Source organism: Nocardia africana NBRC 100379, assembly GCF_001612635.1.
Taxonomy (GTDB): Bacteria; Actinomycetota; Actinomycetes; order Mycobacteriales; family Mycobacteriaceae; genus Nocardia; species Nocardia africana.
In genome coordinates this window covers 120,924-134,269 of the sequence record NZ_BDAV01000015.1, presented here as the reverse complement: position 1 = coordinate 134,269, position 13,346 = coordinate 120,924, and the positions used below count along the sequence as shown (strand labels likewise).

Genomic DNA, 13,346 nt, shown 5'->3' with positions numbered 1-13,346 from the left:
CCTGCATACTCACACCCGAGCCGACCCCGGGGCCGACGCAGCTCCCTCGATCCGAAAGTTTCACGACATGCGAGTAGACGGGCGGGAGATCCCCGTCTCCGGCAGTCTGCTGCAGCCGCGGATCAGGCGGACCAGCGACATCATTCGCGTCGTGCTGTCCGCGCTGCTGGTCGCGCTGGTGGTCGCCGGATCGCTCATCACCCGGCCGCGCTGGGAAGCCCTGGAGCGATCGGTCTCCGATATCGTCGGTTTCCTCACCCCCGAACAGTCCAACCTGGTCTATCTCCTCTACGGGATCGCGATTCTGGCATTGCCCTTCGCGATCCTCGTCCGACTGATCTTCCGGTTGCAGTGGAAACTGCTCAGCGGCTACGTCGCCGCGGGTCTGATCGCGGTGCTGGCGCTGTCCATCACCGAATCCGGAATCTCGGCACCGCAGTGGCATCTGGCGGTGCCCCGCCAGCTCGATACCTTCCTGTCGCAATTTCTCGACGATCCGCGCTGGATCGCGATGCTGGCCGCCGGGTTGACCGTGGCCAGCCCGTGGTTGCCGGCGTCCTGGCGGCGGTGGTGGTGGGCGTTGTTGATCGCGTTCGTGCCGCTGCATCTGTTCGTCAGTCTGGTGGTGCCCTCCCGGGCGATGTTCGGGCTCGCGGTGGGCTGGTTCGTCGGGGCGGTGATCGTTCTGGTGGTCGGCACGCCGGCGTTGGAGGTGCCGCTGGAGGCCGCCGTGCGAGTGCTCGCCGGGCGCGGATACACCGTCACCGGTTTCACCGTGCTGCGCCCGGCCGGTCCCGGACCGCTGCTGCTGAGCGCCGACACCGGGCCGCATCGCCAGCTGGTCATGGAGATGTACGGACAGAATCAGCGCAGCTGGGGAATGTTGCGGCAGGTCCGGCGCTGGCTGACCTTCCGCAGCAGTGAACGCACCCCCGCCTTCGCCTCGATGCGCCGTGCGGTCGAGCATCGCGCACTGATGGGTATCGCGCTAGGCGATCTGGGCCTGGCCAGCAACAAACCGCTGACGGTGGCCGCGCTGAGCCGCGGCTGGACCCTGTACGCGCACACCGCGCCCCGTGGCCGCCAGCTGGCCGCCGGCGACAGTGAGGTGGTGCTGACCAACGTCTGGCGGTCACTGCAGAACATGCATCGCGCCCAGATCACCCACGGTGATCTACGAGTCGAGGAAATCCGCATCGCCGAGGGACGGGTCCTGTTCGGCGGCTTCATGGCGGCGGAATTCGGCGCGTTCGACTCCCGCTTCTCCGCCGACATCGCGCAGCTGCTGCTCACCACGAGTTCCCTGTTCGGGGCGAAAACGGTGGTGGCCACCGCCATTCACGTACTGGGGGCACAGGCGGTGCTCGACGCCTCCCGCCGGCTCACCAAGAACGGGATCGGCGCCCAGGTCCGCAAATCGGTGCCCGACAGCGGCGAACTGATGAAAACGGTCCGCGCTCAAGTACTTCAGCAGACCGGCAAGGATCGCATCGAGGCCGCGCGGATCACCCGGTACTCGCGTAACCAGATCGTGCAGCTGGTGTTGCTGATCGCGCTGGTGTACGTGGCCTACCCGTTCATCAGCCAGGTACCGACCTTCTTCACCGAACTGCGCACCGCGAACTGGTGGTGGGCGCTGCTGGGGCTGACGATTTCGGCCGCGACCTACGTGGGCGCGGCGATGGCGCTGTGGGGATGCGCCGGGACGTCGGTGAATTTCCGCAAGCTGCTGGGTATGCAGGTCGCCAACACCTTCGCCGCGACCACCACACCGGCCGGGGTCGGCGGGCTCGCGCTGAGTGTGCGATTCCTGCAGAAGAGCGGCCTGGGCACGGTGAAGGCGACCGCGGCGGTGGCGCTGAACCAGGCGGTGCAGGTGATCACGCACGTGGTGCTGCTGATCGTCTTCAGCGTGGCCGCCGGTGTCTCGGCGAACCTGGAACATTTCGTGCCGAGTGCGACCGTGCTGTATCTGCTGGCCGGTGGCCTGCTGGGCGCGGTCGGTGCGGCCATGTTCGTTCCGACGGTGCGGCGCTGGCTGCGCAACGAGGTGCGACCGCAGCTGGCGGAGGTCGTCGCCGAACTGCGCACGCTCTCGCGGGAACCGAAGCGGCTGCTGATGATCGTCGGCGGCTGCGCGACCACCACGCTCGGCGCGGCGGGCGCGCTGTGGGCGGCCATCGAAGCCTTCGGCGGCGCAACGACATTCGTGACCGTGACGGTCGTGACGATGATCGGCGGGACGCTGGCCTCGGCCGCGCCCACGCCCGGTGGCGTGGGCGCGGTGGAGGCGGCGCTGATCGGTGGTCTGGCCGCCTTCGGCGTACCCGCCGCGATCGGCGTGCCGGCGGTCCTGCTGTACCGGGTTCTGACCTGCTGGTTGCCGGTCTTCTGCGGCTGGCCGCTGATGAACTGGCTCACCAAGCACGACATGATCTGAGCCGTCAGCCGACACACAGCCGGAGGTCAGCTCGCGTACTCCTTGCGCAGCTGCACCTTCACCACCTTGCCGCTGGCGTTTCGCGGCAGCTCCGGCACGATCACCAGATCCTTCGGATGCTTGTACCGGGCGAGGTTCTCGTTGAGGAACGGGGTCAGCTCCTCGAGGGTCAGCGTTTCGCCGTCGGGCAGTGCGACCACGGCCACCGGCACCTCGCCCCACTTCTCGTGGGCCCGGCCGACCACCGCGGCCTCGTGGATCTTCGGATGCGCGAACAACACGTTCTCCACTTCGGCACAGTAGATGTTCTCGCCGCCGGAGATGATCATGTCCTTCTTGCGGTCGACCACCCAGACGAAGCCCTCCTCGTCCTGGCGAACCAGGTCACCGGAGTGGAACCAGCCGCCGGCGAAGGCTTCCGCGGTCGCCTCGGGCTTGTTCCAGTAGCCCTGCATCATGGTCGGCCCGCGGTAGACGATCTCGCCGATCTCGCCCGGCGCGACGTCGTTCATCTCGTCGTCGACGACGCGGCTCTGGATGGTCGGGATGGGTTTGCCGACCGAGCCGAGTTTGCGCAGCGCGTCCTTGCCCTCGAGCACGCAGGTGATCGGCGACATCTCGGTCTGGCCGAAGACCGCGACGTTCTGCGCGTCCGGGAAGCATTCGGCCATCGCCCGCAGCACGGTCTCCGAGGCCGGCGCCGCACCCCAGCTCAGTGTCTCCAACGCCAGCTTGCGCTCCTTGACGGTCGGGTCCTCGCAGATCAACTGCCACTGCGCGGGGACACAGAACGCGGTGGTGGCCTGCTCGGCCTCGATGGCGTCGAGGAATTCGGTCGGGTTGAACGCGCCGAGCGGATGCAGCACGGTCTTGGAGCCGAGCATGAACGCCGGGGCGAGAGAGCCGAGTCCGGCGATGTGGAACAGCGGTGAGGTGCAGAAGCCGATGCTGTCGGGAGTCGAGTTCATCGCCCGAATACAGGTCAGCGCCTGGGCATTCAGGTTCGCGTAGGACAGGATCGCGCCCTTGGGGCTGCCGGTGGTGCCCGAGGTGTACATGATCAACGCCGGAGTGTCCTCCGGAATGTCCTGCGGCACATGTGGTTCGCCGGTCTCGGCGAGGAAGTCGTCGTAGCCGATGACGCCCTCGCCCGTGGTGCCGCCGATGACGACGCAGGTGCGCAGCGTCTCGCTCTGCGCCATCACACCGGTGGCCAGCGGTTGCAGCAGCGAGTCGGTGACGATCGCCGCGGCTCCCGAATCGGCCACGATGTAGGCGACCTCGGGCGGGGTGAGGCGGAAGTTCACCGGTACCGCGATCGCCCCCAGCGCGTTGATGCCGAAAACGGTCTCCAGGTACTCGGTGTAGTTGAGCGCCAGAATCAGCACCCGGTCGCCGAAGCCGACACCGCGCCGCGCCAGGGCGTCGGCGAATTTCAGTGACCGCTCGTGCAGCTGTTTCCAGGTGGTGTCCTGCCCGCGGAACCGGATCGCCACCGCGTCCGGGCGCATCAGCGCATGCGTGGCGATCTGGTTGTTCCAGTGGTTGCGACGCGACCGGATCGGTTCGTCGGTCTGGACACCGGTGGTCATGCAGGAACTCCTCTCGGACCGTCGGAGTTCGCCACCGAATGGGCCCGGCGGCGTCGACGGCTGAACCAACAGCGAGAATAGCAACTAACTTTTTGCCGTGACAAGGGTTACATACGAGAATCCCGGTTCACAGAAGGCTCGCCATATCCAGCCGTCCCGTGGCGATAACCTGGGAATTTGTCTGAGGGCACGGTGACGTCAGTCTGAGGCCCTGTCAGACCGCCGAAGCAAACTGCGGCTCACATCCTGTTGTCTCCGACGCGGTCGCCATGCCAGTATCGACCCATCCGGGCAGGCCCGGCTCGCACGCGGCCAGGCACCCGAGGGGCGGCAGTCTGTGCACACACCGGCATCGAATCGTGCCGGAGATGCCCGGCGCGCCGCCCCGAGTCGTACCGCGGCCAGGAGGACAACCAGATGTTGCGCACCAGATTCACCGAGATGTTCGGTATCGAACACCCGATCGTGCAGGGCGGGATGATGCACGTCGGCCGCGCCGAACTCGTGGCGGCGGTCGCCAACGCCGGGGGCCTCGGTTTCATCACCGCGCTCACCCAGCCGACCCCCGACGATCTGCGGCGCGAGATCGAGCGCACCCGGCAGCTCACCGACAAGCCGTTCGGCGTCAACGTCACCATCCTGCCGTCGATCAACCCGCCGCCGTATCAGGAATACGTTCAGGCGATCATCGAATCGGGCGTGAAGATCGTCGAGACCGCGGGCAGCAACCCGGAGCCGTTCCTGCCGTACTACAAGGAAGCCGGAATCAAGGTGCTGCACAAGTGCACCAGCGTCCGGCACGCGCTCAAGGCGCAGAAGATCGGCGTCGACGGCGTGAGCATCGACGGTTTCGAATGCGCCGGCCACCCGGGTGAGGACGACGTGCCCGGCCTGATCCTGATCCCGGCCGCCACCAAGGCACTCGACATCCCGGTCATCGCCTCGGGTGGTTTCGCCGATGCCCGCGGCCTGGTCGCCGCGCTGGCGCTGGGCGCCGACGGCATCAACATGGGCACCCGCTTCCTGTGCACCGAGGAGTCCCCGGTGCATCGGAAGGTGAAGGAGCAGATCGTCGCCCACACCGAGCGGGACACCCAGCTCATCTTCCGCACCATGAACAACACCGCCCGCGTGGCCGACAACGAGATCAGCCGCAAGGTGGTCGAAATCGAAGCCGCCGGAGGCACATTCGAGGATGTGCGGGATCTGGTCGCCGGTGCTCGCGGCCGCCGCGTCTTCGACGAGGGCGACCTCGACGCCGGCATCTGGTCGGCGGGACAGGTGCAGGGCCTGATCGACGACATCCCCACCTGTGCCGAGCTGATCTCGCGCATCGTGGACGAGGCCGAGACGCTGATCAACTCGCGGCTGGGCTCGCTGGTCGGCTGAGTCCCGGCGCACGAGGCGAGCCGCGACCCTTGTGGTCGCGGCTCGTCTTCGTCACTCTCGCCCCTGTGGCCTCAGCTGTCTCGACCTCTTCACCGGGCCCCGACTTGTCGGCATAATCGCTGAGGAACCTGCACTACGCGGGATACCCGCACCCCGGTCTGCGCCGTGAGCCGCTGCGCGAGAAGCGCTCACGTGGCCGCCCGACCGTCGTGCGTCGGCGCCGGATACGGGGAGGAGAGGGCGGTGGGGCAGCGGGAACGGATCGGCACCTCGACCGACGCGGCGGTCGCGGCGGTGGCGCACATGCTGGGCGCCGAACCCGAAACCGTGTCGACCACAGTGCCTTTCACCGATCTGGGCTTGAGTTCCGCGCAGCTCGCCCGCCTCGCCGGTGTGCTGGAAGATGCGCTGGGCGTGGAGATCTCGCTGACCGAGCTCTACGACAACCCGGATATCGAGCGGCTCGTCGACCATCTCGAGGGCCGATGACCGCCGTCACCCCACCGATGTCGATCATCGGTATCGGCTGCCGAGTGCCGGGCGCGTCCGGTGCGAACGACTTGTGGCGCTTGCTGGTCGAGAGTCGCAGCGGCGTCGGAGACCCGCCGCCGGGGCGCGACGGCGCGGGCCGCGGCGGTTACCTGGATTCGATCACCGAATTCGACAACGAGCGGTTCTCGATCTCCGATCGCGAAGCGGCCCTGATGGATCCGCAACAGCGGCTCGCGCTGGAGGTCGCGGTCGAGGCGATCGACGACGCCGGAATCGGTTATCGGCTGGGCGGGTCGAATACCGCGGTGCTGTTCGGCGCGTGCGGGTTCGACCACGGCGCGGTCGTCCTCGGCGACGGCGGACAGGACCCGCCCTACGCGGTGACCGGATCCGCGCTGAGCATCATCGCCAATCGAATCTCGTATGTGCTGGATCTGCACGGACCGAGTGTGGTGCTCGACAGCGCGTGTTCGTCCTCGCTGGCCGCGGTGGACCTCGCCGTGCGGTTGCTGGCCGATGACGCGGTGCCGTACGCCGTGGTCGGCGGCGTGAATCTCGCGCTGCTGCCGCATACTTCGCAGTATCTGGCCCAGGGCGGTTTCCTCGCCCCGGACGGGCAGTGCAAGCCGTTCGACGCGGCCGCCGACGGATACGTTCGCGGTGACGGGGCGACCGTCTTGGTACTGCAGCGCACGGCCGACGCGCAGCGTGAGGGCAACCGGTCCTATGCCGAAATCGTCGGTGCCGCAGTGGGTTCAGACGGCCGCTCGAACGGTCTGTACGCGCCGAACGGGCGCGCCCAACAACAGGTGATCCGCACAGCGTGGGCGCGCGCCGGCCTGGATGTCCGCTCCGCCGGATACTTCGAATGTCACGGCACCGGAACACCGGTCGGCGACGCGGTGGAGATCGAGGCGCTGGCGACGGTACTCGACGCGCCGCGTGGCGCGGTGAAACCGTATGTCGGATCGATCAAATCGAATATCGGCCATCTGGAAGCTGCCGCCGGGGTGACCGGGCTGGCGAAGGTGGCGCTGTGCCTGCACCACGGAACCATCGTCCCCACCATCAACTTTCAGCGCGAGAATCCGCTGCTGCGATTGTCCGAACGCGGCCTCCGCGTGCCGGGCGAGGTGGTCGGCTGGCCCGCGGACTCCGGTATTCCGCGATGTGCGGGCGTCAGTTCGTTCGGCTTCGGTGGCACCAACGCGCATGTGGTCGTGCGCGAGGTGGAGCCGGGACCGGTGCGCGAGGTGCGGCCTCCGGTGCTCATCGGACTCACCGGTCGCGACGAGGACGAACTGCGTGACACCGCGGCCGAGCTGGCGGGGACCGGCGAGAGGTCGCTTTCGGTCTTGGCCGCGACCGGACGCGCACTGCCGCAACCGATTCGGGCCGCGATCGTCGCGGAGGAAGCCGACGATGCCGCCGACGCACTGCGCGCGGTGGCGTGCGGCTCCCGTTCGCCCGCCCTGCTCGGAGTCGGTGAGCGCCGCCGCGGACGTGTGCTGTTCCTGTTCTCCGGGCAGGGCGGTCAGCATGCGCGGATGGGGCGGGAGCTGGCGGCCCGATACCCCGAATACGCGCGGGCCGTAGCCGAAGCGGCCGACGCCGTGGCGGATGCGGGCGGACCGCGAGTGTGGACGCCCCGGCACGGCTTCGCCGACAGCGTCGGGACCACCGAGACGGTGCAGCCGGCGCTGTTCGTCTACCAGGTGGCGCTGGCGCGGTTGCTCGCGGCGTGGGGAATCGAACCGGATGCGGTGGCCGGGCACAGCCTGGGGGAGATCGCGGCCGCGGTGATTGCGGGCGCACTGTCCCTCGACGATGCCGCACATCTGGTCACCGTGCGCTCGAGGGCACTGGGCCGGCTGGCCGGACAGGGCATGATGGCGCTGCTCGAGGTCACACCGGACCAGGCGCGGCGGCTGATCGAACCACTGCGCGCGGAGGTCGCCGTCGCGGCGGTGAACGGGCCCCGGGCCGTGGTGGTCTCCGGGACGACGCGGTACATGGAGACACTGCTGCGGCGAGCGCGCCGGCGGCAGTACTACGTGCGACCGGTGCCGGTGGACTTCGCCGCGCACAGCCCGCAGGTTCGCGCGCTCGCCGACGAGTTCATCACCGCGCTCCGAGCGCCGGTGCCACGGGCACCCCGCGTGCCGGTGTTCTCGACGGCACGGTCCGGCCAGGTCATCGATACCGCCGCGATGGATACCGAGTACTGGATCGACAACCTCTGTGGCACGGTCGATCTCGACGCGGCCGTCGAATCCGCCGCGGGCCGGGGATACACCTCGATCGTGGAGATATCACCGCATCCGGTGCTGGCGCCGGCCGTGCGGGACTATCCCGAGCTGGCCGACTCGGTCTTCTCGGCCGCGCATCGCGACGGTGAGGTCACCGCCCTGCTCCGGACCGTCGGTGCCCTGTATGTGCGGGGGCGTGACGTCGACTGGTCGATCCAGGGCGCGACGCCCGGTCCGGCGGTCGCACGGCGGTGTCGGCGAAAGACGTTCCCACTGCTCACCCGCACCGCGACCGATCCCGGCCGCGAACGACTGGACGATCACGTGGTGGACGGCGTGCCGACCGTGCCCGCCGCGTATTGGATTCGGCGCCTGCTGGATTCGGTTCCGGGGCCGATTCGGCTGGCCGACTTCACGGTGCACGAACGGACGGATATCGCGGATCTCGCGGCGGTCGGCTACCGCAGCGGATCGGACCTGCGCGTACTGCTGGGTCCGGTGTCGCTGGCCTCGGCGCGAGCGGAGGGGCCCGCCTCACCCGCCGACATCCTCGGGTGGATGCGCACGGTGGACGACCATCGGACCTCCCTGACGACAGCGGAGGAACTCGATATCGACGAGTTCTATACGTCCTTGCGTCACCGCGGACTCGACTACGGTCCGCGTTTCCGGACGCCGGCCGCCGTGCGCGCCGGTAGTCGCAGCGCCGTCGGGCTTTTCGATTCGATTCCGCTGACCACCGCCGCGCTCGACGGCTGTTTACAGCTGATTGCCGCCGCCGGCCGGGAGCTCCTGCCCGCGGACGGGCTCACGGTGCCGGTAGCCATCGCGTCGGTATGGCTTTCCGACGCACCCCGCGTGCTGCTCACCGAGGCGCACGCGTTCGTGCGTGAACACGGGCCGGACGGGCTGCTGTGCGACGTCATCGCGCTGGACCAGCACGACGCCCCCGCAGTGGCATTGACCGGCGTGCGAATCGCCTTCTCGGGCACGGGTGTTCCCTGGCAGAGCAATCCGCTCGGGCACCCGGCGACCCATCCCGCTCCCGTAGACACCGGGGGCGTCAGCTGTTCCCGCACGGCCGTGATCGCCGACGACGGTACACAGACAGCGGACGCCGGCGCACCGGTCACCGACGATGCGACGCGCGAAAGCAGAAGTGCAGCTTCCCTTCGCGGCGGCATCGCAGGCGCGGGGATGAACCCGCTGCGGGGGCGCACCGCTGCGCGCGGGCGGGCGGAGTACGACGCGACCGTCGCGACGGCGCCGGAGTGGGCGGATTCCGTCCTGCGCGAGGAACAGTGGATCACGGTGCCGTCCGCCGCGGTTACCGCGGAATCGACGCGACCGACCATCGAACGGGCGATGATCGTCGGCGAGTCGGCCCTCGCCACGTCGATTACGCGCGCGTTGGATCGGCGGGTTCCGGCCCAGCGGATCGCTCGGGACCCCGGCGAGTCGGCGGCCCTGCTGGCATCGACGGCAGGAGAAGGATCGACGGCCGTCGTACTGGTCTGGCCCGAGCCTCCGGCTCCGCACGGCCGGGTTCTCCCGGCGCTACCCGGATCCGGTGGGAATGTGGCCGACGCGCACGGCACCGCACCGGACCGGAAACCGCGGCGCGAGGTAATCGGCGCGCCCGCCGAGGTGCACACACCCGTCTTCGACGCCGAACGAGCTCTGCGCGTGCTGCAGCAGATCGTCGCGGCGGAGACGACGGCGAGCCTCACCGTGGTGCTGCGCGACCCGGCATCCGTCACACAGAATGCCGTCGCCGCGCTGGTCCGGACGCTGCAGCTGGAATCCGGCCGCCCGGTGCGGCTGATCTGGTCCGATGACCGCGGCGCCGATACCGTGCGCGATCTCGTGCTGGGCCAGGCCGGGCCCGCCGAAGTTCGGGTGGAGGGGGCGCGGACGCTGACGCGGCGGTTCGGGCAGCTCGGGGGCGCCCGCTCCGAGGTCCCGCTCTGCGCCGACGGCACCTATGTGGTCACCGGCGGGCTCGGCGCGCTGGGAGCCGCCGCGGTCCGGTGGCTGCTCGAACAGGGCGCACGTGACGTGGTGGTGCTGACCCGGCGCCCTCGGCCGCTGCCGCCACTGCTCGACGGCGCCGAGGACCGCGTGGTGGTCGTGCGGTGCGATGTCGCCGATCGCGCGGATCTGGCCAACGCACTCGACGACATCCGGGCGTGCGGATCGACGATTCGGGGTCTGATCCATGCGGCGGGTGTGTTGCAGGACGCCGAATTCGACCGCGTGACAGGGGAATCCCTGGCATCGCACTTCGAGCCGAAAGTGACCGCGGCCGTCTCGCTGCTGGAGCTGACGGCGAGCGACCCGGTCGACTTCACCCTCCTGTTCTCCTCCGCCACCGGCTTGTTCGGATCGCCCGGACAGGCGGCGTACGCCGCGGCCAACGCGGCATTGGACGCACTGGCTCGCGGCACCACCGGCCGCGCCGTGACCAGCATCGCGTGGGGTAGCTGGGACGCCGGCCTCGCCCGCTCGGCCGGGGGCGCCGCACATCTACGGACCGCCGGCATCACCCCCTTCGATGCCGCCCGCGGCATGTCCGTGTTGTCCGCGATCCTCGGCCGCCCCCAGGCGGTGGTGCTCGCGCTGGATTACACGCCCACCGACGACCCGGGACCGGTCGCGGCCAGACTTCGCGAGGCGCTGGCGCCTTCCGGTTCCTTCGCAGCCGATCTGCCACGCGGACGAGCGCCGGGCTCGGCGGCCGACAACGGTGTATCCGACGTTGCCGACGCTGTTTCGGGCGCCGACGTTCAGCGAATCGTCCGCGCTACGGTCGCGGGTGCGCTGTCGCGCGAGGTCGAATCCGTCGATCCCGAAGCGGACTTCGCGACGCTGAATCTCTCCTCACTGTTGGCCATCGATCTGCGGCGCCGTCTCGAGCGCCGGCTGGGGATCCGGATCGCCACCGCCGAGCTGTTCGACAATCCCTCCGTCACGGCGCTGTCGGCCGCGTTGGCGCTTCGAATGCCGCGACAGGAGTGACCATGATCAACCGCGTGGCGGCGATCGTCGCGAGCCGGGCTGCCCGGACACCGGACGAACCGGCCTTCACCGCGCTGTCGTATCCGGGCGGCCGGCGTACGGCGGACACCGTCACGATCGCCGAATTACACAGTGCCGCAGGACTACTAGCCGCGCGGATTCGAGAGCGGTCTTCACCCGGTGATCGTGTCGCGATCCTGTGCGAGCACGGCCTCGACTATGTCGTCGCCTTCCTCGCCTGTCTCTACAGCGCCCGCACCGCGGTGCCGCTGTTTCCGACGGCGATGCGCCGCAATGCCGTTCGGCTGCGAACGATCCTCGTCGACGCCGAGCCGCGTCTGAGCCTCGTCTCGTCACGCCACTCGTCCGGCGCACCCGAATTGCCGGATGCCGCCGACATGCCGCACGGTGAACTCCTCACGGTCGATGCGCACGCCGGCACCGGCGACGTGCGCTTGGATCCGGTCGGCGCGCATCCCGCCTACCTCCAGTACACCTCCGGCTCCACCACTTCGCCTGCCGGAGTGCGCATCACCCACGCCAATCTCACGGCCGCACTCGATCAGTTGCGGACGGCGCTGGCACCGGCCGCCGACCGCCCGATGGTGACCTGGCTGCCGTTCTTCCACGATATGGGCCTGGTGTTCGCCCTGTCGCTGCCGCTGCACCTCGGCGTTCACGCGATCACCCTGCCACCGGCCGACTTCGCCAAACGCCCGATTCGATGGTTGCGCGCGTGCAGCGACTATCGTGCCGCCGTCACCGCCAGCCCGAATTTCGGCCTGACACTTGCCGTTTCGGGAACGTCGGCGGAGGAACGTGACGGCCTCGATCTGTCATCGCTGGATCTGCTGCTCAACGGCGCCGAACCGATTCGCGCCACCGCCCTGGGCGCCTTCACCCGCACCTTCGCGCCGCACGGATTCCGCCACCGGGCCCACACCGCGGGATACGGGCTGGCGGAGGCGACCCTTCCGGTGACCATCTCGTCCCCGGAGGCGGAACCGATATGCGTCGAATTCGACCGCGCCGCCCTGAGCGCGGGCCATGCGATCGTCGCGTCCGCGGGCCACGACGGTATCGCGCTGGTCGACTGCGGCCGTCCCGCCGGGCAAACCGTGCGCATCGTCGACCCGATCACTCTCGCTCCCCGCGACGACGGTGCCGTCGGTGAGATCTGGGTGCGGGGTCCGAATGTCGGCGCGGGATATGCGGGACTGCGCGAGCGGACCGCCGCCACCTTCGGCGCCGTTCTGCCCGGGCAGACCGGAACGTGGCTGCGGACGGGAGATCTCGGTTTCGTCCACGACGGAGGTCTCTACATCGCGGGCCGCTTGCGCGACACGATCGTCATCGACGGCCGCAACCATTTCCCCGCCGATATCGAAGCCACTGCCGCCGACTCCGCGCCCGAACTGCGCCCCGGGCATATCGCGGCGTTCGGGGTCGATACCGGTGAACGCGAGGACCTGGTGGTCGTCGCCGAAGTGGTGAGTCCAGAAAAGGTGAGCCCACCGGCCGCCGCGAGCGATATCGGCCGGCGGATCCGGGCCGCGGTGGCGACTGTGCACGGCATCGCACCGGTGGACGTGTTGTTGCTGCCGCGCGGCGCGATTCCGAAGACCTCGAGCGGAAAGGTGCGCCGGGGCGAATGCCGCACTCTCTATCGGACAGGAGAGTTCAGCAGGGAATTCAGTACCGCAGCGGACGCCCTCCGCGCGAGTTCAGGTCGAATCGCGACCGAGTAGCCGATCGGTTTCGCGGCGTTCGCGCTTGGTGGGCCGTCCGGCACCACGGTCGCGCTTGGGCATCGCGGCGACGATCTCCGGTGCGGGCGGCGGAGGGCTCTTGTCGATATAGCATTGCGTCGCGATCGAAGCGCCGACGCGTTTGACCACCAGCCGGACCACCACGACGATGCGTTCGACCCCGGCGTTGCGGACCCGCACTTCATCACCGGGCTTGATCTGATGAGCAGGTTTGACCGCCGTGCCGTTGACGCGCACGTGACCGCCGCGGCACGCGGTGGCCGCGGCGGATCGAGTCTTGAACAGCCGGACAGCCCAGATCCAGGAGTCGACCCGAGCTGAAGCTGGTTGTGCCTGTTCCAGTTTCGCTCCTCACAGTAGGCCCGGCGGATCACCGCCGGGCCTACTGTCGAGCGGA

The 13,346-nt window shown here is 69.0% G+C and carries 7 protein-coding genes; 5 read left to right on the top strand and 2 right to left on the bottom strand.

Annotated elements, in window-relative coordinates:
* Positions 1–67: 67 nt before the first annotated feature.
* Positions 68–2,440: a lysylphosphatidylglycerol synthase transmembrane domain-containing protein gene (locus NA3_RS27030; RefSeq protein WP_062966460.1), complete on the top strand. Its 2,373-nt coding sequence runs from the start codon at positions 68–70 to the stop codon at positions 2,438–2,440.
* 26 nt (positions 2,441–2,466) lie between these two features.
* Here the strand turns inward: NA3_RS27030 and fadD5 are convergent, their stop codons facing one another.
* Positions 2,467–4,032 carry a fatty-acid--CoA ligase FadD5 gene (gene fadD5, locus NA3_RS27025; RefSeq protein WP_062966459.1) on the bottom strand — a complete coding sequence of 522 codons (1,566 nt, stop codon included), beginning with the start codon at positions 4,030–4,032 and terminating at the stop codon, positions 2,467–2,469.
* Between the two features lie 417 nt (positions 4,033–4,449).
* Between fadD5 and NA3_RS27020 the strand changes: the two genes are divergently transcribed.
* The 4 genes from NA3_RS27020 to NA3_RS27005 all read left to right on the top strand — a co-directional run bounded on the left by NA3_RS27020 (position 4,450) and on the right by NA3_RS27005 (position 12,928).
* The gene (locus NA3_RS27020; RefSeq protein ID WP_174561111.1) at positions 4,450–5,421 is read left to right on the top strand and encodes an NAD(P)H-dependent flavin oxidoreductase; all 972 of its coding nucleotides are present in this window, start codon (positions 4,450–4,452) and stop codon (positions 5,419–5,421) included.
* A gap of 243 nt (positions 5,422–5,664) precedes the next feature.
* A complete protein-coding gene (locus NA3_RS27015) occupies positions 5,665–5,910 on the top strand; it encodes an acyl carrier protein (RefSeq protein ID WP_063917779.1) in 246 nt (81 codons plus the stop codon).
* Positions 5,907–11,180, top strand: a complete 5,274-nt coding sequence (locus NA3_RS27010) for a type I polyketide synthase (protein ID WP_062966457.1) — start codon at positions 5,907–5,909, stop codon at positions 11,178–11,180. The genes NA3_RS27015 and NA3_RS27010 overlap by 4 nt, the downstream gene beginning before the upstream one ends.
* A gap of 2 nt (positions 11,181–11,182) precedes the next feature.
* Positions 11,183–12,928, top strand: a complete 1,746-nt coding sequence (locus tag NA3_RS27005) for a fatty acyl-AMP ligase (protein WP_062966456.1) — start codon at positions 11,183–11,185, stop codon at positions 12,926–12,928.
* Here the strand turns inward: NA3_RS27005 and NA3_RS27000 are convergent.
* Complete coding sequence (locus tag NA3_RS27000; protein ID WP_062966455.1) at positions 12,905–13,291, bottom strand: RNA-binding S4 domain-containing protein; 387 nt, start codon at positions 13,289–13,291, stop codon at positions 12,905–12,907. The two genes, NA3_RS27005 and NA3_RS27000, sit on opposite strands and share 24 nt — an antisense overlap.
* Between the last annotated feature and the right edge of the window lie 55 nt (positions 13,292–13,346).